Source organism: Eubacteriales bacterium (assembly GCA_041390245.1).
Classification (GTDB): Bacteria; Bacillota; Clostridia; order Christensenellales; family JAWKQI01; genus JAWKQI01.
Genome location: JAWKQI010000001.1, coordinates 14,863 through 34,821, shown reverse-complemented (window position 1 = coordinate 34,821; position 19,959 = coordinate 14,863). Strand labels below are relative to the sequence as shown.

Sequence of the window (19,959 nt, the reverse complement as noted above, 5' to 3'; positions counted from 1 at the left end):
TAACAAAGTTTCTTTTTAAAATTTTTAGAATCGGGGAAGTCTTAATAAATGTATAAAAAAATAATATCTTTTTTATTATGTTTGGCATTTGCCTTTTTTTTGACGTCTTGTTCAGATGACGAAAATTTGGTGGTAGCGAAAGTCAACGGTGAATCTATATATTATAGTGAATACCAAAAGAGCCTGTCAGATTATTTGTATAATAATTATGGCATGATAGAATCCAGGATGGATGATTCTTTTGGCGAAGAAAATTCAAATAAGATACGTGAAATGATAGTTGATGAACTCATTAGCCAAAAGCTACTTAAAAAGCAGGCTAAGGAATTAGGGCTTACTAAATTTACATCTGAACAAAAAAGCACTATAGAGAAAAACAGAGAAGATTTTTTAGCCGATTTAAAAGAACAATGTGAATCGGAAGTTCAGAAGAGCAATGAGAAAAAAGACATAACGATGTCTAAAGAAGAATTTGATGAGGCTGTTTTAGAAAAATATAACAAGTATGTAGAAAATAAAGGCTATACTCAGGAGTATTTATATAATTACTACTGGGACGAGCTTACTTTAAGCGTGCTTAGGGAATATGTTTTCGATGGGCTTACGGTAACGGATACTGAGGTTGAAGATTACTATAACGAAGAGCTGGCTAACCAGCAGAGCATTGCGCAGGAAAGCAACATTACTGCACTCGATAATTATTTTTCCAATGCTTATGATATAAACCTTTATATTCCGGAAGGGATAAACCGGGTAAAGCATGTATATATCGCATTGCCGGATGATATTTTAAGCCAGACGACGACTTCCAGCACAGATGAAACAAAAGCTTTGCTAGCAGAAGAGCTTGCTAAAATAAAGCCGGAAGCGCAGGAAGTGTTAAACCTTTTAAAACAAGGCAAGGATTTTGACGAAGTTATTGATGAATACGGTGATGATGAAGATATGCTTGATGAAGATGTTAAGGAAAACGGCTATGAAATATCTCTCGTTTCTTCAGATAAGCCAACTGAGCTTCAAATAGCAGCAAATAAACTTAAAAATCCAGGCGATATATCCGAGTTGATTGAAACCAAGTACGGTTATTATATACTTAAGCTGGTGAGAAAGACATCTGCCGGCCCAGTTGATTTTAAAACAGTTAAAGACGATATTAAGACTTTAATAGAAAACAGCAAAAAAGCTGAACTTTGGGATAACAATTTAGAAGAATTAAAAAGCAAAGCTGAAATTGAAAAATTTACAGATAATTATATACCACCTACAACAGAAGAACTTATGCAATAGCATAAAAAACTGACTCTTGCCTAACAGTCGTTTTGCTTTGTTATGTGTTAACGTTTTTTAATAAATCATATAATAAAGCAAAAAGGTTTGAGTGATATATAAATGACTAGATATTCAAAGTTAAGGCAAAAAGAAGTTGTAAACTGTATAGACGGTAAGCGCCTTGGTTTTATATGTGATCTTTTGATTGACCAGTGCGATGGGAAAATATGTGCCATAGTTGTCCCAGGACCGTGTAAATTCAGTTTTTTTTCAAGAGGGGACAGGGATTATGTCATACCATATAAAAATATACGGAAAATTGGAGAAGATGTTATACTCGTAGAGCTTGACATTAACTGCATACCGCATTATTCTGAATAGTATAGACAATCAATTCAAATTGGGGTAATTTTATGAAGTGCATGTATTGTGGATGTACAGAGAGCAAAGTTATAGATTCAAGGCCCACAGATGAAGATGCAGCTATCAGAAGAAGAAGGGAATGTTTAAACTGCGGAAAGAGGTTTACTACCTACGAGAAGATAGATAATGTTCCTTTGCTTGTTGTGAAAAAAGACGGAAGCCGTGAAACATTTGATACTAACAAGATCAAAAAAGGCATTATACGTGCATGCGAAAAACGCCCCGTATCCGTTAAAGAAATAGACGACCGTGTCGAGGCAATCGAAAAGAAAATATTCAACTCTCTAAAACAAGAAATACCCTCATCTGAAATAGGTGAAATGGTTATGCAGGAATTAAAAGATTTAGACGAAGTTGCATATGTCCGTTTTGCATCTGTTTATCGCCAATTCAAAGATTTACATACATTCTTAGAAGAACTAAATAAACTTTTAGCGGAGAGGTAAATGGAACATCATGGCATTATTAATGGCTTTGAATCTGCTGACTTAAATGGAGTAAAGATTTTTCAAAGCACACTTTTTAAACAAACAGGTTTGGTAAAGCATGTCTTTACGGGCCGAAAAGGCGGAGTCAGTTCTGGGAGTTTTGATTCGCTTAATTTTAGTTTCAAACGTGAAAACAATCATGATAATGTTTTAAGCAATTATAACATCTTGGCAGATTTACTCGATCTTGACACACAGTCTTTCGTTTTGGTAAACGGAGATCATACTTCAAGGGTAGTTTATGTGGATGAAGACGTTAAAGGCATGGGCATATCCCGCGAAAATTTGATGAGCGTTTCAGATGGAATGACTACGGATAAACAGGATTTAGTTTTAACTTCCACACATGCAGACTGTGTACCCGTTTATTTTTTAGACCCGACAAAACCTGCGATATCGATAACGCATGCCGGCTGGAGAGGGACTTATGCGCATATAGTCTTAAAGACCATAGACATGATGCAGGAAAAGTATGCTTCAAACCCAGAGGATATTTTAGTGGCCGTTGGGCCCTGTATAGGCAAATGCTGCTTTAAAGTAGGGGCAGACGTAGCCGATATGTTTAAAAATGAATTCGGGGAAGATGTGATTTCATTAAAAGAAGGCAATAAATACGTAGATTTGATATCTTGTATCGTAGATGATTTAATAGATTTTGGTATTTTAGAAGAGCATATAAATGTCGCAAATATGTGTACATGCTGTAAAGAAGAGGACTTTTTCTCGCACAGGAGAGATAACGGCATTACAGGCACAATGCTTGCGGCGATATCGTTAGTATAAATTTTTAAAATAGTAATAAAATATACTTGACAAAAACAGTCTGAATTGATAACATTAAATCAATTCAGACTGTTTTAGCATGAATTGGAGGGAAATAGATTGATTATATCTACAAAAGGTAGATATGGGTTAAGAGCTGTTTTTGAAGTGGCTATCAACCAAACTGAAAAACCTGTAAGTTTAAAAACTATAGCCGATAAACAGGAACTAAGCGTTTTATACTTAGAAAAGCTATTTTCGAAACTCAAAAATAAAAAGATTATAAAGAGCGTAAGGGGCGCACAGGGCGGCTATCTTCTAAATAAAAGCCCGGATAAAATCTCTGTCGGAGAAGTAATCCGTGCACTTGAAGGGCCTCTTACCCCTGCAAATTGCGTTGTTGGCACAAAAGAATGTTTAAATATTGAAAGCTGTGTCATGCATAGCGTATGGCAGAAGATTTACGATGGGATAAACGATATAGCAGATTCTATAACTCTTCAAGATATGTTAGACGAATGGAACAATAAGAATAAAACGACAGTTAAATGTTAGGGAGAAAAAAATGAAAAGGCATATTTATTTAGATAATGCAGCAACGACAAAAGTCAGAAAAGAAGTTATAGACGCTATGATACCTTATTTTAGCGACATATATGGAAATGCATCTAGTCAGCATCAGTTTGGAAGAAAAGCTAAAGATGCGCTCGAAGTGGCAAGGGCCAGTATCGCAGGGAAAATAAACGCCGACCCAAAGGAGATATTCTTTACTTCCGGCGGCTCTGAAAGCGACAACTGGGCCATAAAAGGCGCAGCTAAGGCTCTTAAAAATAAAGGCAAGCACCTAATAACTACATCTGTTGAGCATCATGCGGTTTTAGACAGTTTTAAATCCCTTGAAAAGCAGGGGTTTGAAGTTACATATTTGCCGGTTGACTGCGACGGGCAGGTAAGCGTTACAGACGTTTCAAATGCGATAAGAAAAGATACGGTATTGATAAGCATCATGACTGCGAACAATGAGATAGGAACAATTATGCCGATTGCAGAAATAGGTAAACTCGCAAAAGAAAAAGGCATACTTTTCCATACAGACGCAGTACAGGCTATGGGCGTGCTTGATATTGATGTCAATGCAATGGATATAGACATGCTCTCTGCTTCGGCTCATAAATTTCACGGGCCTAAGGGTGTGGGCTTTTTATACATACGCCGCGGCGTTAAATTGGTTAAATTGATAGACGGAGGAGCGCAGGAGAGGAACCGCAGAGCAGGGACTGAAAACATACCGGGAATAGTGGGCATGGCAAAAGCCTTAGAGCTTATGATAGAAGAGCGGGAGTTTCAAAACAAAAGGCTTGCTTCTATGAGGGACAGGATGATAAAAGGGCTGCTTGAAATACCAGACAGTAAATTAAACGGGCATATTACAAACAGGCTGCCGGGTAATGTAAATGTTTCATTTGACGGAATTGAGGGAGAAGCGCTTTTAGTCTCGCTGGATATGCAAGGAATTGCAGCCTCTTCAGGTTCTGCCTGTATGTCCGGGTTATTTGAACCGTCTTATGTACTTATGGCTTTAGGCAGCGGAGAAGAAAGTTCAAGAAGTTCTATTAGATATACAATTGGAAGCGATAATACAGATGATGAGATAGACTATGCAGTTAAACTGACTAAAGAAACAGTTGAAAAGCTAAGGACTATATCACCATTTTATAAAAAATAGTTTTAAAAAGGAGAAAAAATATGTATTCAGAAACAGTAATGGAGCATTTTAAAAACCCAAGGAACGTTGGAGAAATTAAAGATGCAGATGCTGTAAGCGAAGTAGGGAGCAAACAGTGTGGGGATACAATGGTAATATACCTAAAAGTTGAGAACGATATAATAAAAGACATAAAATTCAAGACCTACGGATGCTGCGCTGCTATTGCATCTTCAAGCATAGCGACTGAAATGGTAAAAGGCAAATCATTAGATGAGGCCGAAAAACTGACTAAAGCTATGATAATAGAAAAATTAGGTGGCCTGCCGGAACCGAAGATACATTGTTCGCTTCTTGCAGAAGACGCGATCCACGCCGCTATAAAGGAATACCGCGAAAAACATAAAAACGTTTAATAAATAAATTTATTTAAAATAATTTTTATTTTTCTGCACAAAATATTACCGTTAATAAATAATGGAAGGAGAGTGCAGTTTTGAGAAGTGGTATAATGATAGGAATGGCGGCAGGGATTATGATAGGTTCTGTCGTAGCGGCAGTTACGCTACCATATTTTCAGCCGGAAATAAACAAAATTGTAAGCAGAGGCAAACAAGCAATTACCAATAAGATGGATGAGCTTACGAGGAACTAAAAAGTTTGTAAAAAACCCGGGCAAGGCTTCCGGGTTTTTAAATATTTACACAAAAATTTTACACGTTTATTATATAACTCTAATTGTAAATATAGTGAAATAATAGTATAATAAAAATAATTAATACTTAGGAGGGAAATATGTCTAATTTTGATAGGACGATGCAATTTTCTATTGATAATAAAGATGACGAAAACGAGACAAAAAGAATCATACGGCTTGCATGTGAGAGCATGTTGGAAAAGGGATATGATCCTGTCAGCCAATTCATAGGATATATAATCTCCGGTGATCCAACTTACATAACGAGCTATCAGAATGCACGCACCATTGTAAAAAGAGTCGACAGGGATGATTTGTTAGAAGAATTTGTACGCTATTATATCGATAGTTTAATAAGCAAGTAAGTGTTGATTTTAAATTGAAGTACCGCTATTTAAAAAGTATTAACAAAGATGTTTCAAGGCTTTGCTTTGGAACGCTGACAATTAGTCCAATGCAAAAAGACTTTGATATTAAAAAGGGTGCTGATTTGCTTAATATGGCATGCGACTTGGGTGTCAATTTTTTCGATACTGCCGAGATATACGGAACTTATAAATTTATAAAACGTGCTTTGGCAAAAAAAGACGTAGTGATTGCTACTAAGTCTTATGCTTATGATAAAAAGACCGCAGAAAAAAGCTTGATAAAATATTTAAAAGAATCAGGGCGAGATCGTGCGGAATTTTTTTTGCTACATGAGCAGGAAAGTGTACATACTTTAAGAGGCCATGCTGAGGCAATTGAATATTTCCTTACGATGAAACAAAAAGGGTTAATAGGTGCATTTGGTATTTCCACACACTATATAGCAGGGGTAAAAGCAGCAACAAAACTGAACGAAATAAGCGTTATACATCCGCTTGTAAACATCTCAGGCATAGGGATTGCAGACGGCAGCAGGGATGAAATGATTGAAGCTATCAAAACGGCGCATGAAGCAGGCAAGGACATCTATGCAATGAAGCCGCTCGGCGGCGGGCACCTTATTCAAAACACGAGGGAATCTTTTGATTATCTTTTGGGTAAGGATTTTATAGACTCTATAGCTGTCGGAGTCCAGTCTTATGAGGAGCTAAGGTATAACTGTGATTATTTCAGCGGTATTTTGCCTTCTGAAGAACTTTCTAAAAATCTGTCTACCAAGAAGAGGCAGATTCTGATACAAGACTGGTGCGAGGGCTGCGGCAAGTGTGTAAAAGCCTGCAAGAGCAAAGCACTTTATATAAAAGACGGGAAAGCAGCCGTCTTTCAAGACAAATGCGTTTTTTGCGCTTATTGTGCGAGGGTGTGCCCGCAATTTTCAATTAAGGTGATATAAAAATATATGAAACGAATAATTTGTTTAGATATAGGGGAAAAAAGGATAGGGATAGCATTGAGCGACCCGCTTTTTATAACAGCCCAGGGCGTTGAAACTTACGAGAGGAAAAATACTTCTGCAGATATTGAATATTTGGTAAATAAAGCAAAAACATTAGGTGCAGATGTATTTTTGGTAGGTTTGCCGCTTAATATGAACGGCAGTTTTGGCCCGCAGGCGGAAAAGATAAAGTCTTTTGCCGAAAAAATAAAAAAGGCAAGTAAAATGGAATTAAAATATTTCGATGAAAGGCTTACTACAAAAGAAGCGGAAAAAGTCCTTATAGCTGCTGACTTAAGCCGTGCAAAACGAAGAAAAGTTATAGATAAAATGGCGGCAGTAGTCATATTGCAAAGCTATCTTGATACAATAAGTATTTAATAAAAGGAGTTTTAACATGGAAACAAAAAATACTAACACAGGCGAAGAAGACAACATAGTAGAGCTGATTGATGAAGACGGCAACAACTTAAAGATGGAGCATGTGCTGACATTTGAACATGAAGATAAGGTTTACGTTGCATTTGTCCCTATAGACGACAACGAAAAAGAAGAAGAGGAAGAAGTAGTTTTAATGCGCCTAGACGAAGATGAAAACGGAGAGGAACTATTTACTCCAATAGAAGACGACGATGAAATGGAGAGTGCATGGGAGGCGTTTTTAAACATCTATTATTCTGGTGAAGATTATGAAGACGACGATGAAGACAGTGAAGAGGAAGAAGAAGAGTAAGAAAAAGTTTTAACTTAATCTTGCCAAAAGCAAATCCTTATGATAAAATATTTTTTTGTAAAACGCACCTTTGCGGATTCGCATTTTCGTGCCAGTTTGGTTGAATGCGTAAATGAAGCTTAGGGAGGAAAAACGAGGAGGAATTTTTATAATGTCAGTAATTTCAATGAAACAGCTTCTTGAAGCTGGTGTACACTTCGGCCATCAGACACGCAGATGGAACCCAAAGATGAAGAGATACATTTTCACAGAGAGAAATGGTATCTATATCATTGATTTGCAAAAAACAGTTAAAAAAGTAGAAAAAGCATATTATTTTATTCGGGACATAGTTGCAGACAATAAAACTGTGCTTTTTGTTGGTACAAAAAAACAGGCGCAGGAGTCTGTTGAAACAGAAGCAAAACGTTGTGAGATGTTCTATGTAAGCCAAAGATGGCTGGGTGGAATGCTTACAAATTTTAAAACAATACGTACTCGTGTAGACCGCTTAAATAAAATTGAAGATATGGAAACAAGCGGAGAAATAAACCTCTTGCCTAAAAAAGAAATTATTAAGTTGATGCACGAGAAAGAAAAGCTTTTGAAGAATGTCGGCGGGATCCGCAATATGAAAGATCTGCCGGGAGTTATGTTTGTTGTAGACCCGAAAAAAGAACATATTGCAATACTTGAGGCAAAAGCGCTCGGTATTCCTGTAGTGGCAATAGTCGATACGAACTGTGATCCTGATGAAGTAGACGTTGTAATACCTGGTAATGACGATGCTATCCGTGCTGTTAAGCTTATAGTTGAGAAAATGGCGGATGCATGTATAGAGGCAAAACAAGGCGAACAATTTGATGCAGGGGAACCTTCTGAAGAAACATCTGAAGAAAAAAGCACTGATGAAGAATCTAAAGAAGAAGCTAAAGAAGAAGCTAAAGAAGAGCCAGTTGTTTCAGAAGAAGAATTTACGGAGCAGGATGCTGCGAAAGATGAGGAATAATAACTTAGTTTTGGAGGAGATATAGATGGTATCTGCAAATGATGTAAAAACATTAAGAGAGAGAACCGGCGCCGGAATGATGGATTGCAAAAAAGCGCTGGTAGAAGTTAACGGTGATATAGAAAAGGCAATAGAATTTTTACGTGAAAAAGGCCTTGCTGCTGCTGCTAAAAAGTCAGGCAGAATAGCTGCCGAAGGTATTGTTGATTCATATATACATTTAGGCGGGAAAATAGGCGTATTGGTTGAAGTCAACTGTGAAACGGATTTCGTTGCCAAGACTGACGAATTCAAAGCGCTAGTACGTGATATAGCGATGCAAATTGCGGCTTCTAAGCCTGCTTATATTTCAAGTGACGAAGTACCTGCCGATGAGATAGAAAAAGAAAAGACAATACTTAGAGCGCAGGCATTGAACGAAGGCAAGCCTGAAAAGATAGTGGATAAAATGGTAGAAGGCCGTATCAGCAAGTATTATTCACAGGTTTGTTTATTAGAACAGGAATTTGTTAAAGATACAGATAAGAAAGTTAAAGATTTAATAATTGAAAAGACTGCAAAAATAGGCGAGAAGATAAGCGTCCGCAGATTCACGCGCTATGAGATGGGCGAAGGCTTGCAAAAAAGGGAAGACGATTTTGTAAGCGAAGTCATGAAGCAGTCTGGTATGTAAGTGAGCTTAAGAGAGAACACTGTTCAAAAGTGTTCTCTTTTTTTGTAATTAATATTTGTGAGGTATTTTAATATGAGTACACAGTGCAAAAGGGTAATATTAAAAATAAGCGGAGGAGCTCTTGCAGGGGAATCTGGCAAAGGCTTTGATTTCGAAGTTATCAATAAGGTCGCCGGCCAATTAATTGAGATAGCAGCGCTTGGAATAGAAGTCGGCATAGTAGTTGGCGGGGGCAATATTTGGCGCGGCAGGTTCGGAGAAAAAATGGACAGGACTACTGCCGATTATATGGGCATGCTAGCAACAGTCATAAATGCGCTTGCCTTGCAGGATGCGCTCGAAAATAAGGGCATGCAGACCAGAGTCTTAACTGCAATAGAGATGAGGCAGATAGCAGAACCCTATATTAGGAGAAGGGCCGTCCGGCATTTTGAAAAGGGCAGGATAGTTATATTTGCCTGCGGGACCGGCAACCCGTATTTTTCAACTGATACAGCTGCGGCGCTGCGTGCTGCCGAAATGGAAGTGGATATGCTGCTTTTAGCAAAAAATATAGACGGGGTATATTCTAACGACCCAAGCAAAGATAAAAATGCTATCAAGTACGATAAAATAACTTATTTAGAAGTCATAGCAAAAGGATTGACGGTAATGGATACAACGGCTATAACACTTTGTATGGACAATAAGATACCTATAGTAGTATTTGGATTAGATGAACCGGATGGAATAAAGAGAGCTGTTCTTGGAGAAAGTATAGGAACTAAAATTAATGTATAGAAAAATACTTATTTATGTTATATAATATCAATAATCACTTCGATGGAGGTTCGCTATGGAACACATTGTACTGACTAATGCTAAAGAGAAGATGGAAAAATCCATTGCTATATTTGAAAAAGAATTAGCCCACATACGCGCTGGCAGAGCAAACCCACGCTTACTGGATAGTGTAAAAGTAGATTATTACGGCACGCCGACGCCTATAAACCAGGTCGGCAATATATCTTCCCCCGAACCAAGGCTGCTTGTTATTTCGCCTTGGGATTCATCATTGATCGTTGAAATAGAAAAGGCTATTATGCGCTCGGACATTGGTATAAATCCATCAAACGACGGGAAAGTTATACGCCTTGTTTTTCCGGAATTAACTCAGGAAAGAAGAAAAGAGCTTGTAAAAGTCTTAAAGAAAAAAGGTGAGGAAACCAAAGTAGCCGTGCGCTCTATCAGGAGAGATGCAAACGAGCTTCTTAAAAAAGAACAGAAAGATTCTGAAATAACTGAGGATGATTTGAAAGAACTTGAAGAAGACGTGCAAAAAGAAACAGACAAATTCATCAAATCGATAGATAAGATGATGGATTCAAAAGAAACAGAGATCATGGAAGTTTAAATGAAAAATGTCTTAGGGCTTTTTCAGGAAGAGGCCGTGTGTTTATTAGAAAAAGAAAATAAAAAGGTTGTTGTAGTTATATACGAAAACAGGCGGGAGATGCCGGATTATAAAAATCGGGTTATAAGGCAGCGCAGAAAAGCAGATGATAGTATAGAGCTTGTTGTAAGTTCGTTTAAAATAGATTCTTTCTAACAATCCCAAGCAGAGTTGCTTTGGGATTATTTAAAAGCACTGGAGGATTTTTTGAGAATATTTAAGAAAAAGGCGGCTGGCATTAATAGTTTAATGCAGGAACTTGATCATAAAAATTTACCCGAACATGTTGCAATTATAATGGACGGAAACGGTAGATGGGCACAGAAAAGGAAACTTCCAAGGTCTGTCGGGCATCGCGCCGGTGTTGAAAATGTACGTACTGTAATAAGGCTTAGTTCTGATTTAGGAATTAAAGCACTTACACTTTTTGCATTTTCAACAGAAAACTGGAAAAGGCCACAAGACGAAGTTAATGTTTTAATGGACCTTTTAGTTGAATATATAAAAAAAGAGCTTAATGAATTAAACAGAAAAAATACGCGTATAAAAACATTAGGCGATTTAAATAAAATGCCTAAAAAAGTAGCTGATGAAATAGACCGCGCAAAGGAAACCACTAAAAACAATACAGGCCTTATAGTCAATATGGCGCTGAATTACGGATCGAGGCAAGAGATGGTGAGTGCGGTTAAAAAAATAGCTTCAAAAGCCATGTCTGGTGAAATATCCATAGATGAGATAGATGAAAATACTATCTTAAAAAACCTTTATACAGCAGACCTGCCTGAGCCTGATCTTATAATTCGAACGAGCGGTGAAAACAGGCTGAGCAATTTTTTATTGTATCAGGCAGCATATTCGGAATTTATCTTTACAAAAACATTGTGGCCGGATTTTAATGAAAAGGAATATTTAAAAGCACTTATTGAATTTGAACAACGCCAAAGAAGATTTGGCGCGATTTAGCCTATAGGAGGATACTTTTATGTGGCAAAGGACATTGTTTTCCATTCCTGCATTTTTGCTGTTGATCTTTGCAGCATGGATACTCGATTGGTTTATAATAATCTCAATTGCTTTGCTTGCATTGATATCAGAGTATGAAATGATAAATACGATAAAGCAGACAGGAAGAGATGTATACGAAGTACAGCTTTATATCTTTACCGTGCTTTTAATTCCGTCATATCTTTTTCTTGGCCTCTTTGGAGCTTTGTTTTTAAGCATGATATTTGTAATGCTTTTATTAATACAGATGATGTTTGACGGAAAAGACAAGATTTTAAAATCGGCTAATTCTTTGTTTATATTTATATATCCTCAGTTTTTCTATCTTTTTCTAATAGCGCTGGTAACGTCTGGCAGCATAACATTAATGAGATTAAAGCTTTTAATAACGTTTTGTGCGGCTATAACATCTGATAGTTTTGCTCTGTTCATAGGGAAGCTGTTTGGGAAACACAAGCTTTGCCCAAATATAAGCCCTAAAAAGACGATAGAAGGCGCAATAGGAGGTATTATAAGCGGGTATATAGTAGTTATGATATTGGGTTATATAGCAAATAAATATTTTAACGCCAATGTTTCATACATCCATTTTATAATACTGGGGGCAATTCTTCCGGCAATTTCACAAGTTGGGGACTTAGTAGCCTCTGCGTTTAAAAGGGAGTGCAAGGTTAAAGATTTCGGGACTATAATGCCGGGCCATGGCGGAATTATGGATAGGCTAGATAGTTCGCTCTTTATAAGCCCCGTAGTTTATTTCTACTTTTTCTTTTTTATTGGGTGAGGTTTAAATGGCAAAAAAAATTGCAGTGCTCGGTGCCACCGGAACTTTAGGGAAGCTGGCGCTTGAAGTAATAAGAAAAAATGATGATAAATTTAAGGCAACTGTTTTAACTGCCAACAAAAACGTTGAATTAGTGGCAAAACAGGCAAAGGAATTTAAACCGGAAGTAGTCTGCTTAACCGGTGTTAAAGAAAACTCTGAAATTAAAGCTATGTTTGAAAAAGGGACAACACTGCTTTTTGGCGAAGATAGCTTAAGGGAGGTTTGCGAAAAAAGCCTTTGCGACATGGCGTTTATCGCGGTTGTAGGGATCTGCGGCCTGCCGGCTTTGGTAAGGTGCATTCAAAACGATATAAGTATTGCCCTTGCAAATAAAGAATCCTTTGTATGTGGCGGAAAAGTTATCCGTTCAATGATAGATAAAAATAAAGCAAACGTAATTCCTGTAGACAGTGAACTTTCTGCGATATTTCAATGCCTTTGCAGCAAATATGATACAAAGGATTTAAAACGCATAATACTAACGGCCTCCGGAGGGCCTTTTCGCACTTTTAAAAAAGCCAGGATATATAATGCAACTGTCAGCGAAGCGCTTAACCATCCTAACTGGAGCATGGGTAAAAAGATAACGGTAGACAGCGCAACGATGATGAATAAAGGCCTTGAAGTCATGGAGACAAGGTGGCTGTTTAACGTAGAACCTGAAAAGATAGAGGTTATAATCCACCCGCAAAGCATAATCCATTCGATGGTAGAATATATAAATGCTTCCGTTATGGCACAGATGTCTGCTACAAGCATGACGCTGCCCATACAATATGCGTTTAGCTATCCTGACAGGCTAGGAGCACAGGTTGAGAGTTTGGATTTTAAGAAGTTAGGTTCCTTGTCATTTGAAGCGCCAGATTTTAACCGTTTCCCAAGCATCAAACTTGCTTACGATGCGCTTGACGCAGGAACTGCGGCGTGCGTAGCGCTTAATGCGGCAAACGAAGTAGCTGTAGAGATGTTTTTACAAGGAAAGATACCATTGGGTAAAATATATGAACTTACAAATGAAAGCACAGAAAAATTTGCGGCTAAAACGTGTGACAGCATAGAAGATATTAGTTATATAGATAGTTTAGCACGAAAATTCATTGAAAATACATATGGCAGTAATACTTTGAAGAATTATAGATTTTAAAATAGAGTATAATGAACATATAAAGTTAAGAAACATGGAGGAAGTATATTGACTGTTTTAAATATCTTATTAGCTCTTTTGCTTTTAACATTATTGGTTGTTGTACATGAATATGGGCACTATATTGTAGGCAGGATATTCGGATTTACAATTTTAGAATTTGCGGTAGGCATGGGGCCAAAGATTGTCAGCTGGGAGAAAAAAGGGATACTTTATTCTATCCGTGCTTTTCCAATAGGCGGCTTTAACAAATTTTACGGTGAAGATGAAGACTTAGATGATGAAAAGACTTTTAATAAGCATCCGGTAGGGCACCGGGCACTCGTAATAGCTGCCGGGCCTATTATGAACATATTATTTGCATTTATTTTAGCCATTATAATACTCTGCACCTTCGGAGACGTAGTTCCGGTCGTAAAAGGGGTAACTGCCGGAGGCCCTGCAGAGGAAGCAGGAGTCATGCCTGATGATGAAATAATTGCCATAAACGGCAACAAAATAGATTTTGGAATGGAATTTGATATGGCTGTTGAAAACTTGGGGGACCAGGTTACCCTTACTGTATTACGCGACGGCGAAGAGATAGACCTTGTGATGAATACGGTTTTCGATGAAAGCCAGGACAAGAATATAATCGGGATTTCCGTTATAGGAGAAGGAAAGACTTTTTCGATTTTAGAAGGATTTGCCTTAAGTTTTAAATGGCTGTTTTTGATAATCAAACAGATGATTATAGCTTTAGGCCTGTTGATTTTCAAGGGGCAGGGGTTAAGCGATACGGCAGGGCCTGTCGGGACCATTGTTCTTATAAGTAATTATATAAAGTACGGAACGGAAACCATATTACGTTTGGCTGCACTGTTAAGCATAAACTTAGGCATAATCAACCTGCTGCCGTTCCCTGCGCTAGACGGAGGAAGGCTTGTATTTTTAGGTATAGAAAAAATACGCAAAAAGCCATTACCAAACAATATTGAAGGATATGCAAATTTTGTAGGATTTGTTATCCTGATAGTTTTAATATTATTGCTTACGTATAAAGATATTTTAGGGGTTATTGAATAAGGGAAATGAGCGAAAGGAAAAAGACAAAAGTTGTTAAAATCGGAAACACCGCTATCGGTGGGGGAAATCTGGTTTTAATACAGTCCATGACTGATACAGATACAAGAGATGTTGAAAAGACTTTGCAGCAGATATCTAAACTATGCGATGCTGGATGCGAGATAGTTAGAGTTGCAGTGTTCGATGAAGAATGCGTTAAGTCTTTAAGAAAAATAAAAGACGTGATAACCATACCGCTTGTTGCGGATATACACTTTGATTATAAACTTGCAGTTGCGGCTGTTGAAAACGGCGCTGATAAGATAAGGATAAACCCGGGTAACATAGGAAACGAGCAAAACATAAAAAAAGTGGTAGACGCTGCCAAGCTTGCCGGCGCTGCTATTCGGGTTGGCGTAAATTCCGGGTCTGTTGAAAAAGAAATCGAAGATAAATACGGCAACGGGGCTGAGGCTCTTGCAAAAAGTGCTATTCAAAACGTCCGGATAATAGAAAAGTTCGGGTTTGACAGTATTGTCGTGTCTCTTAAATCTTCTGACGTTTCAGAGTGCATAAAAGCATATGAAATTTTTAGTGCGAAAAGCGATTATCCGCTGCACATAGGCGTTACCGAAGCAGGAGACTATGAATCTTCCATAGTCAAATCGTCTATGGCGTTAGGCAGCCTGCTTATAAATGGAATCGGAGATACTATAAGGGTTTCTATAACAGGGGACCCGGTTTTGGAAATAGGCGCGGCAAAGAGTATATTGCAATACGCAGGAGTAAGAAAATTCGGTATAGATATAGTATCGTGCCCTACATGTGGGCGTTGCCGCATACCGCTAAAGGATATTGTAAAAGAAGTAAAAGCCGGGTTAAAAGGCGTGGACAAGCCGATTAAAGTGGCCGTCATGGGCTGTATAGTAAACGGCCCGGGAGAAGCCAAACATGCCGACGTAGGCATAGCCGGAGGAGACGGGCGAGGCGCTATATTTGCACACGGAGAACTTATTAAAACGGTAGACGAGAACCGTTTGGTGGAGGAACTTTTAGATTATATAAAAACACATTTTTAGGGTTTTAAGCAGGGGGAAACGACATTGCAGGGGTCTGATATAGTAAAGCTTAGAGACAAAATTGACACCGCATTTAAAGCTAAGCAAGGTGAAGCATTATGTACCATTCAAAAAACAGCCTTTAAAAAGGCTCAAAACTGCCTTATGCTTTTTTTAGTTTGCGAAAAAATATCCCCTTTGATTTATTTCGATATAAAAAATATATTAGAAGAGAATATAAAAGGTAAATGTTCTTTTAGCGTGTCTATTTCAGCGCCGGAAGGTGAAGAAGGCAAAGCTTTTGTTTTAAAGGAAATCGCAAGGATAAAGCTTCCGTTTATATACCCGTTTATAAAAGATTCGTTGATAGAAGAAAAAGACTCAGGTATTTTGATAAAAGTGGCATATGAATGTGCAGTTGATATAATAGGCGCTTCTAAGTTTGCTTCGTATACTGAAGAATACTATTCTTCGCTGGGTAAAGCGCCAAAGGCTGTAAAAGTGCTTTTCGACGGGCAAATTCCAAAGTATACAAAAGAAGATTTAAAGCAAGTAAATGAAGAAAAAGAAACTGTAGCCGCTGAAAAAGCACCGGCTGAAGAATTTAAGCCGTTAAAGGCAAAAGAATTAAAGCCGGCGAAGACAGAAAAAAAATTTAACCCAATAAAACTTGATAAGAAAAGCGAAGTTATATGCGGCAAAAAAATAGTTGCAGTTCCAATAAAGGTATATGAAATAACAGATATGTCCGGAAACGTTACTGTATCCGGGAAAATGATATATAACGAAACTATTGAATTAAAAGACGGAAAGCGTGCTATATTCAAATTTGGCATATATGATAAAACTTCGACCATAAATTGTACGTATTTTACTACCAGGGAAAGGCTGAACCAAATAAAGGATCTCCTTAAAACTGACAACTACTATTTAGTACAAGGCCAGGCAAGATACGATACTTATAATAAAGAGACATGTATAGGAGTAAGCAATATAAATAAGTCAGAATTTTTGGGCAGAGTAGACAATGCAGGTGAAAAACGCGTGGAGCTTCACCTTCATACTATGATGAGCGCCCAGGATGCGACTATCAAGACAAAGGATGCAGTTAATTGCGCAGTTAATTGGGGTATGAACGCAATAGCGATAACAGACCATGGCGTTGTACAGTCTTTCCCCGATGCTGAAAATGCGGCCAATGGCAAAATAAAGATAATCTACGGAATGGAAGGGTATCTGTTTGACGATACAAAAGAGATATTTTCTGGCAAAAACGAGTTGGGATTTGATTCGGAATACGTCGTATTTGATATAGAGACAACTGGAACTAACTATAACGAAGACGCTATAACAGAAATAGGTGCAGTACGGGTGAAAGACGGAGAGATTTTAGATACGTTTTCCTCTTTCGTAAACCCCAAAAGGCCTATACCGCCGTTTATTGTGTCTTTAACAGGTATCACGGATGAAATGGTTAAGGATGCACCCGAAGATGCAGAAGTTTTATCGGAATTTAAAAAGTTCGTGGGAGATGCTTGTTTAGTAGCGCATAATTCTGATTTCGATTCGGGTTTTGTGTTTAATCACGGTGCAAAATACGGGATAAATTTTGATAATGACGTCCTAGACACTCTGCCGCTATCTAGAAAGTTATATCGTGAGCTCAACTCACATTCCCTGAATAAAGTAGCCGAATATCTAGACATACCGTTAAAACACCACAGGGCGTTAAACGATGCGGAATGTACTGCAAAGATACTATTAAATATGTTCGCAAGGCTAGAGGAAATAGGCCTTACCAACGTAGGCGCATTAAACGAACTTAAGTTCGGAGATGACAAGTCAAAAGGCACACATGTAAATCACGTTATAATACTTTGCAAAAATAAGGAAGGGCTAAAAAATCTATATAAACTGGTTTCAGAGTCACATCTTGATTATTTTTACAGGAGGCCGCGTATACCAAAATCCCACTTAAAGAAAATGAGGAAAGGGCTTATAATCGGTTCTGCATGTGAACAAGGCGAGCTGTTTCGGGCGGCCCTAAACGGTGCGGATAAAAAGACCATGCATTCCTTAGCTGAATTTTACGATTATTATGAGCTGCAGCCCAAGGGAAATAACATGTTTTTGCTGCGGAACGGTACATTAAAAAATGAAAAAGAATTAGAAGACATCTATTTTAAAATATACGAACTCGGCAAGAAGTATAAAAAGCCTGTAGTAGCAACTTCTGATGCGCATTTTTTAAATCCAGAAGACGAAGTTTTCCGCCGTATAATAATGGATAAACGCGGTTTTGAAGATGCAGATATCCAGCCACCGCTTTATTTAAGGAGGACGCAGGAAATGCTAGATGACTTTTCATTCATGGGTGAAGAAGTAGCAAAGGAAATAGTAGTAAGCAATACTCAAAAAATCGCCGGGCAAGTTGAAAGCTTTAACCTGCTGCCAAAAGAGCCGGCAATGCCAAAAATCGCCGGCGCAGAGGATTTTATAAAGGATCTGGCATATAAGACTGTTAAAAGCATTTACGGGGAAGATTTACCGGACATAGTTGCAAAGAGGCTTGATAGAGAGCTTCATTCTATAATAACCAATGGATTTGCGGTGCTTTATTATATCGCGCATAAGCTGGTTAAAAAATCTTTAGACGACGGGTACCTTGTAGGCTCAAGAGGTTCTGTAGGGTCCTCTTTTGCAGCTTTTGCGATGGGCATAACCGAGGTAAACCCGCTGCAGCCTCATTACATTTGCCGTAACTGCAAGCACTCAGATTTTGATATAGATATAGAAAAATACGAATGCGGTAAAGACCTCCCGCATAAAAAATGTCCAATTTGCGGGAACGACTACGATACAGACGGGTTCAATATACCGTTTGAAGTCTTTCTTGGCATCAATGCAGATAAAGTACCTGATATAGATTTAAACTTTTCCGGCGATTACCAGCCGGTTGCGCATAAATTCACAGAAGAGCTGTTTGGAGAAAAGTATATTTACCGTGCAGGCACTATAAGCGCTGTAATGGATAAGATAGCATACGGTTACGTAAGAGACTACATGGAAGCCAAAGGAGAAAATTATTCAAGCGCAGAAATAAAGAGGTTGATAAACGGCATAAGCGGCACAAAAAAAACCACGGGGCAGCACCCGGGCGGTTTGGTGGTTGTCCCGCAGGATAAGGAGATATATGATTTTACGCCTGTCCAGCGCCCGGCAAACGACGTGACCTCGGATACGACGACTACGCATCTGGATTTTAATTCCCTTCACGATACATTGGTAAAGCTGGATATTCTAGGGCATGACGACCCGACCATGCTTAAAATGCTGAAAGACTTAACGGGTATAAAGCCAAAATCGATACCTTTAAACGATGAAGCGACTATGAGTATATTTAGCAGTACGGACGCTTTGGATGTTGTTCCGGAGCAAATTTTAGGCTGTAAAACCGGTTCTATAGCCATACCAGAATTTGGCACCAGGTTTGTCCGCCAGATGCTTTGCGATACGATGCCGAAAACGATGAGCGAACTTATACGTATAAGCGGCCTTTCGCATGGAACGGATGTATGGCTGAATAACGCACATGACCTTATACTGAATAAAGTTGCAACGCTTTCAAACGTCATATGCACCAGGGACGATATAATGAATTACCTCGTATCCTGCGGCGTTGAGCCAAGGACCGCCTTCTTTACGATGGAAAACGTAAGAAAGGGCAAGGGACTGACCGATGAACAAGAGCAGGCAATGAGGGAAAAAAACGTGCCCAATTGGTTTATAGATTCCTGTAAAAAGATAAAATACATGTTTCCAAAGGCGCATGCTTCTGCATACGTTATAATGGCATTTAGAATAGCTTATTATAAAGTCCATTGTAAACGGGAGTTTTATGCTGCGTATTTTACCGTGCGAGCAGACAACTTTTCGGCGGATATGATATCCGGCGGAGAAAACGGGGTAATAGCAAAGATAAGAAGGCTTGAAAATATGGGCAATTTAAACGCCATGCAAAAATCCCAGTTAACTATACTCGAAGTTATTCAGGAGTTATATGAAAGGGGCCTTGGGTTTTTGCCTGTAGATTTAAAGAAATCAAAGGCAAAGGAATTTATTATAGAAGGAGACTATCTGCGCCTTCCGTTTATAAGCATTGAAAACTTAGGCGAGAACGCTGCCAATAACATAATCAAGGCCAGGGAAGAAGCAGAGTTTATCTCAATTGAGGATTTAAGGCAACGCGCGAAGATGACAAGCGCGTCTATTGAAAAAATGCACAAATACGGCTGCCTTATAGATATGCCGGAGGAAAACCAGCTAAGCTTTTTTTAAAGAGGAAA

General features: G+C 38.3%; 23 protein-coding genes. All 23 read left to right on the top strand.

Annotated elements, in window-relative coordinates; translation table 11 throughout:
* Positions 1-48: 48 nt before the first annotated feature.
* The 23 genes from R2876_00165 (at position 49) to R2876_00055 (ending at position 19,951) form a co-directional block, all read left to right on the top strand.
* Positions 49-1,287: a SurA N-terminal domain-containing protein gene (locus R2876_00165; GenBank protein MEZ4357045.1), complete on the top strand. Its 1,239-nt coding sequence runs from the start codon at positions 49-51 to the stop codon at positions 1,285-1,287.
* A 102-nt stretch (positions 1,288-1,389) separates the two neighbouring features.
* Positions 1,390-1,650 (top strand): YlmC/YmxH family sporulation protein, encoded by a 261-nt coding sequence (locus R2876_00160; protein ID MEZ4357044.1) that lies wholly within the window; start codon positions 1,390-1,392, stop codon positions 1,648-1,650.
* A 32-nt stretch (positions 1,651-1,682) separates the two neighbouring features.
* Entirely contained in the window at positions 1,683-2,138 is a 456-nt protein-coding gene (gene nrdR, locus R2876_00155) for a transcriptional regulator NrdR (protein MEZ4357043.1), read from the top strand.
* Complete coding sequence (gene pgeF, locus R2876_00150) at positions 2,139-2,963, top strand: peptidoglycan editing factor PgeF (GenBank protein MEZ4357042.1); 825 nt, start codon at positions 2,139-2,141, stop codon at positions 2,961-2,963. It begins immediately after the preceding gene.
* Positions 2,964-3,062: 99 nt separating this feature from the next.
* Positions 3,063-3,497, top strand: coding sequence for an Rrf2 family transcriptional regulator (locus tag R2876_00145; GenBank protein ID MEZ4357041.1), 435 nt, complete (start codon positions 3,063-3,065; stop codon positions 3,495-3,497).
* Between the two features lie 10 nt (positions 3,498-3,507).
* Positions 3,508-4,668: a cysteine desulfurase NifS gene (gene nifS / locus R2876_00140; protein ID MEZ4357040.1), complete on the top strand. Its 1,161-nt coding sequence runs from the start codon at positions 3,508-3,510 to the stop codon at positions 4,666-4,668.
* 20 nt (positions 4,669-4,688) lie between these two features.
* On the top strand, positions 4,689-5,063 hold the full coding sequence (gene nifU / locus R2876_00135; GenBank protein MEZ4357039.1) for a Fe-S cluster assembly scaffold protein NifU: 375 nt from the start codon (positions 4,689-4,691) through the stop codon (positions 5,061-5,063).
* Between the two features lie 80 nt (positions 5,064-5,143).
* Complete coding sequence (locus tag R2876_00130) at positions 5,144-5,302, top strand: hypothetical protein (protein ID MEZ4357038.1); 159 nt, start codon at positions 5,144-5,146, stop codon at positions 5,300-5,302.
* A gap of 140 nt (positions 5,303-5,442) precedes the next feature.
* On the top strand, positions 5,443-5,709 hold the full coding sequence (locus R2876_00125) for an IreB family regulatory phosphoprotein (protein ID MEZ4357037.1): 267 nt from the start codon (positions 5,443-5,445) through the stop codon (positions 5,707-5,709).
* A gap of 14 nt (positions 5,710-5,723) precedes the next feature.
* A complete protein-coding gene (locus tag R2876_00120; protein MEZ4357036.1) occupies positions 5,724-6,665 on the top strand; it encodes an aldo/keto reductase in 942 nt (313 codons plus the stop codon).
* Positions 6,666-6,671: 6 nt separating this feature from the next.
* Positions 6,672-7,088 carry a Holliday junction resolvase RuvX gene (ruvX, locus tag R2876_00115; protein ID MEZ4357035.1) on the top strand — a complete coding sequence of 139 codons (417 nt, stop codon included), beginning with the start codon at positions 6,672-6,674 and terminating at the stop codon, positions 7,086-7,088.
* A gap of 16 nt (positions 7,089-7,104) precedes the next feature.
* The gene (locus R2876_00110) at positions 7,105-7,440 is read left to right on the top strand and encodes a DUF1292 domain-containing protein (GenBank protein ID MEZ4357034.1); all 336 of its coding nucleotides are present in this window, start codon (positions 7,105-7,107) and stop codon (positions 7,438-7,440) included.
* Positions 7,441-7,591: 151 nt separating this feature from the next.
* Positions 7,592-8,428, top strand: a complete 837-nt coding sequence (rpsB, locus tag R2876_00105) for a 30S ribosomal protein S2 (protein MEZ4357033.1) — start codon at positions 7,592-7,594, stop codon at positions 8,426-8,428.
* 25 nt (positions 8,429-8,453) lie between these two features.
* Complete coding sequence (tsf, locus tag R2876_00100; protein ID MEZ4357032.1) at positions 8,454-9,101, top strand: translation elongation factor Ts; 648 nt, start codon at positions 8,454-8,456, stop codon at positions 9,099-9,101.
* A 72-nt stretch (positions 9,102-9,173) separates the two neighbouring features.
* Positions 9,174-9,881 (top strand): UMP kinase, encoded by a 708-nt coding sequence (pyrH, locus tag R2876_00095; GenBank protein MEZ4357031.1) that lies wholly within the window; start codon positions 9,174-9,176, stop codon positions 9,879-9,881.
* A gap of 55 nt (positions 9,882-9,936) precedes the next feature.
* Positions 9,937-10,494: a ribosome recycling factor gene (frr, locus tag R2876_00090; protein MEZ4357030.1), complete on the top strand. Its 558-nt coding sequence runs from the start codon at positions 9,937-9,939 to the stop codon at positions 10,492-10,494.
* On the top strand, positions 10,495-10,689 hold the full coding sequence (locus tag R2876_00085; protein ID MEZ4357029.1) for a hypothetical protein: 195 nt from the start codon (positions 10,495-10,497) through the stop codon (positions 10,687-10,689).
* A gap of 51 nt (positions 10,690-10,740) precedes the next feature.
* Positions 10,741-11,499, top strand: a complete 759-nt coding sequence (locus R2876_00080; GenBank protein ID MEZ4357028.1) for an isoprenyl transferase — start codon at positions 10,741-10,743, stop codon at positions 11,497-11,499.
* 19 nt (positions 11,500-11,518) lie between these two features.
* A complete protein-coding gene (locus R2876_00075) occupies positions 11,519-12,325 on the top strand; it encodes a phosphatidate cytidylyltransferase (GenBank protein ID MEZ4357027.1) in 807 nt (268 codons plus the stop codon).
* Positions 12,326-12,332: 7 nt separating this feature from the next.
* Positions 12,333-13,511, top strand: coding sequence for a 1-deoxy-D-xylulose-5-phosphate reductoisomerase (gene dxr, locus R2876_00070; protein MEZ4357026.1), 1,179 nt, complete (start codon positions 12,333-12,335; stop codon positions 13,509-13,511).
* A gap of 48 nt (positions 13,512-13,559) precedes the next feature.
* Entirely contained in the window at positions 13,560-14,576 is a 1,017-nt protein-coding gene (locus R2876_00065; protein MEZ4357025.1) for a M50 family metallopeptidase, read from the top strand.
* 5 nt (positions 14,577-14,581) lie between these two features.
* On the top strand, positions 14,582-15,634 hold the full coding sequence (ispG, locus tag R2876_00060) for a flavodoxin-dependent (E)-4-hydroxy-3-methylbut-2-enyl-diphosphate synthase (protein ID MEZ4357024.1): 1,053 nt from the start codon (positions 14,582-14,584) through the stop codon (positions 15,632-15,634).
* Positions 15,635-15,658: 24 nt separating this feature from the next.
* Positions 15,659-19,951, top strand: coding sequence for a PolC-type DNA polymerase III (locus tag R2876_00055; GenBank protein MEZ4357023.1), 4,293 nt, complete (start codon positions 15,659-15,661; stop codon positions 19,949-19,951).
* The last annotated feature ends 8 nt before the right edge of the window (positions 19,952-19,959 follow it).

Bases quoted from the DNA above. Each gene is read 5' to 3' on its own strand.
- R2876_00110 (MEZ4357034.1), top strand. From the start codon at position 7,105: ATGGAAACAAAAAATACTAACACAGGCGAAGAAGACAACATAGTAGAG.
- dxr (MEZ4357026.1), top strand. From the start codon at position 12,333: ATGGCAAAAAAAATTGCAGTGCTCGGTGCCACCGGAACTTTAGGGAAG.
- rpsB (MEZ4357033.1), top strand. From the start codon at position 7,592: ATGTCAGTAATTTCAATGAAACAGCTTCTTGAAGCTGGTGTACACTTC.
- pyrH (MEZ4357031.1), top strand. From the start codon at position 9,174: ATGAGTACACAGTGCAAAAGGGTAATATTAAAAATAAGCGGAGGAGCT.
- ispG (MEZ4357024.1), top strand. From the start codon at position 14,582: ATGAGCGAAAGGAAAAAGACAAAAGTTGTTAAAATCGGAAACACCGCT.
- nifS (MEZ4357040.1), top strand. From the start codon at position 3,508: ATGAAAAGGCATATTTATTTAGATAATGCAGCAACGACAAAAGTCAGA.
- R2876_00165 (MEZ4357045.1), top strand. From the start codon at position 49: ATGTATAAAAAAATAATATCTTTTTTATTATGTTTGGCATTTGCCTTT.
- pgeF (MEZ4357042.1), top strand. From the start codon at position 2,139: ATGGAACATCATGGCATTATTAATGGCTTTGAATCTGCTGACTTAAAT.
- R2876_00075 (MEZ4357027.1), top strand. From the start codon at position 11,519: ATGTGGCAAAGGACATTGTTTTCCATTCCTGCATTTTTGCTGTTGATC.
- frr (MEZ4357030.1), top strand. From the start codon at position 9,937: ATGGAACACATTGTACTGACTAATGCTAAAGAGAAGATGGAAAAATCC.
- tsf (MEZ4357032.1), top strand. From the start codon at position 8,454: ATGGTATCTGCAAATGATGTAAAAACATTAAGAGAGAGAACCGGCGCC.
- nrdR (MEZ4357043.1), top strand. From the start codon at position 1,683: ATGAAGTGCATGTATTGTGGATGTACAGAGAGCAAAGTTATAGATTCA.
- R2876_00160 (MEZ4357044.1), top strand. From the start codon at position 1,390: ATGACTAGATATTCAAAGTTAAGGCAAAAAGAAGTTGTAAACTGTATA.
- R2876_00085 (MEZ4357029.1), top strand. From the start codon at position 10,495: ATGAAAAATGTCTTAGGGCTTTTTCAGGAAGAGGCCGTGTGTTTATTA.
- R2876_00125 (MEZ4357037.1), top strand. From the start codon at position 5,443: ATGTCTAATTTTGATAGGACGATGCAATTTTCTATTGATAATAAAGAT.
- ruvX (MEZ4357035.1), top strand. From the start codon at position 6,672: ATGAAACGAATAATTTGTTTAGATATAGGGGAAAAAAGGATAGGGATA.
- nifU (MEZ4357039.1), top strand. From the start codon at position 4,689: ATGTATTCAGAAACAGTAATGGAGCATTTTAAAAACCCAAGGAACGTT.